Origin of the sequence: Microcystis sp. M_QC_C_20170808_M3Col (assembly GCF_007095505.1) — a bacterium.
Taxonomy (GTDB): Bacteria; Cyanobacteriota; Cyanobacteriia; order Cyanobacteriales; family Microcystaceae; genus Microcystis.
Genome location: NZ_SFBY01000423.1, coordinates 1 through 2,719 on the forward strand (window position 1 = coordinate 1; position 2,719 = coordinate 2,719).

At 40.0% G+C, this 2,719-nt stretch carries 1 protein-coding gene; it reads left to right on the forward strand.

What is annotated here, in order from left to right; genetic code table 11:
* The first annotated feature begins 208 nt into the window (after positions 1 to 208).
* Positions 209 to 2,203: a serine/threonine-protein kinase gene (locus EWV84_RS19500; RefSeq protein WP_287079480.1), complete on the forward strand. Its 1,995-nt coding sequence runs from the start codon at positions 209 to 211 to the stop codon at positions 2,201 to 2,203.
* Positions 2,204 to 2,719 lie beyond the last annotated feature (516 nt).

Genomic DNA, 2,719 nt, shown 5'->3' on the forward strand with positions numbered 1-2,719 from the left:
GTAATATGGACGTTTACGACCAGCGATGCTAGGGTCAAGCTGAAACATCTTTATCCTGTGTTTGAGGAGGAGGAATCGGGAGAATCTATTGCACCAAATTAGCTGAAACAGTCCACTACTACTACTACTGACTTATGATAAAATGCCTTCAAAGACAGGTAAGGGAAAACTTGCAATTATTCACCCAATAAAATAACTGATAGCCGAGATGAAACCCTGTTACTGCATTAATCCCGATTGTTCTCAACCAGGGCATCCGAGTAATAATAACTCGAATACTCGTTACTGTCAAAGTTGCGGCTCTCAATTGTTGTTAAATGGTAAATATAGGGTGAGTCGGTTATTGAGTGATACGACCGGTTTTGGCATTGTTTATGAGGCTTTTGAAGGTTTTACAGCCAAAATCCTCAAGGTATTACAAGAAAAATGGAATAATCAACCGAAAGCAGTGGAATTATTTAAACGGGAATATGACGTTTTATTAGAGTTGAGTCGTCAAAATGTCACCGGTGTTCCTCGAGCAGATGCCTATTTTCAATATTCCACGAGAGAAGGGAAAATATTACACTGTTTAGTTATGGAAAAAGTGGAGGGTATTGATTTAGAACAGTGGCTAAACCAGTATGATATTTTAAGTCAAAAACGAGCCTTAAAATGGCTGAGAGAAATTACTTTAATTCTCGATAAAATTCATCAACAAAACTGGCTTCATCAAGATATTAAACCCCCTAATATTATGTTGCGGAATAGTGGCGAGTTGGTGTTAATTGATTTTGGGACAGCAGGGACAGCAAGGGAAGAAACCCAAACCTATCATCAAAAGGGAAAAGGTCAACAGGTGACAGGTATTACCTCGGTCGGATATACACCGAATGAACAACAACATAGCCAAGCGGTGATTCAATCAGATTTTTATGCTTTAGGACGAACTTTTGTGCATTTATTAACCGGAAAACATCCTTTAGAAATTTATGATGCGGTTAATGATGTTTTAGCTTGGCGAGAAGAAACGGAAAATATTCACCCGTTATTGTTGGATTTTATTGACGAGTTAATGGGAAGATTGCCAAAGAATAGACCAGCTAATACTAGGGTTATTTTACAACGTTTAGATCAGATTGAACGGCAATTAAAGTTACCTCCTACAACTCCTAATAGACCATCTCCACCACCAAATCCGCAGCCTGTTGTAACTCAAAAACAATCGCCAGTTATTCCTAAGATTAATTCTTCTCCGCCAGTTTCACCTGTAGCTGTACCCCAAAAAACACCAGGACAACCGATTAAAAAGAATAAGCTGAGAAATAGAATGATAGCTCTTGGTGGAGTTTTGTTATTAGGAGTAGGAATAACGCAAGCTTATGGTTATTTTAAAAGTCAGGAAATAAATACTCAAATTTCACCAATAAACTCACCACAAGGAAAAAATTTTTCAGAACATAGTTTTCCCGATAAAACCCTCACTGGTCATTCTGACGAGGTTTTTTCAGTAGCATATAGTCCCGATGGCCGCTATTTAGCTAGTGGGAGTATTGACCAAACTATCAAAATTTGGGAGGTAGCAACCGGAAAAGAATTGCGTACCCTTACTGTTTATTCTTACCTTTACGGGGCTGATGTAGTATATAGTCCCGATGGCCGCTATTTAGCTAGTCGTAGTGATGACAAAACTATCAAAATTTGGGAGGTAGCGACAGGAAAAGAATTGCGTACCCTTACCGGTCATTCTGGTCCAGTTTTATCAGTGGTATATAGTCCCGATGGCCGCTATTTAGCTAGTGGGGGTGGGCTTCGTGACAATACTATCAAAATTTGGCAGGTAGCAACCGGAAAAGTATTGCGTACCCTTACTGGTCATTCTGACTGGGTTTTGTCAGTGGTATATAGTCCCGATGGCCGCTATTTAGCTAGTGGGAGTCGCCAAACTATCAAAATTTGGCAGGTAGCAACCGGAAAAGTATTGCGTACCCTTACTGGTCATTCTGCCTGGGTTCGGTCAGTGGTATATAGTCCCGATGGACGCTATTTAGCTAGTGGGAGTTACCAAACTATCAAAATTTGGGAGGTAGCAACGGGAAAAGAATTGCGTACCCTTACTGGTCATTCTCACTCGGTTAACTCAGTGGTATATAGTCCCGATGGCCGCTATTTAGCTAGTGGGAGTGGTGACAAAACTATCAAAATTTGGCGAGTGGGACAGTAAACTTGTGTTTGGGGTGACAGCAATAACTTTTGTCTATCAAAAATGAGCGATACTTGCGGGAAACTGTACCGATGTCTTTAAAAATATTGGGTTTTGGCTCAAATTATTGAATCGAGCAGTTTTCTCCTAAGTATTAAAGCGCTCAACTCAACCGAAAAGCTTGATCTCAGCTACTAGGACGATAACTGCGACTGAAGAAAACTGTAACCACGATCAAATCGGGGAATCATCCTACAGTTGAATTGATTCAGTTCTTCAACAATATCAGGACTATCAAAGTCTTTTGAGTTTCGATTCAAAAAACACGCCTGCTGTGGCTGATAACGTCGTAAATGATGAAGTACCGAGGCATAGACAAGAGCATCTTGTGGCGTTAAATCATATATCGTTTCATAAGAGGCTCTTCTAGGTTCTGTGTGAGCATGGTATAATAGTAACACAGAACAGGAGGTGGGTTATGTGGATAAATTTTGATCAACTCCTCGATTTACCAAATGTAACAGTGGTCAATTATCA

Excerpts from the sequence above, each read along its gene's own strand:
- EWV84_RS19500 (WP_287079480.1), top strand. The coding sequence starts at position 209 with ATGAAACCCTGTTACTGCATTAATCCCGATTGTTCTCAACCAGGGCAT.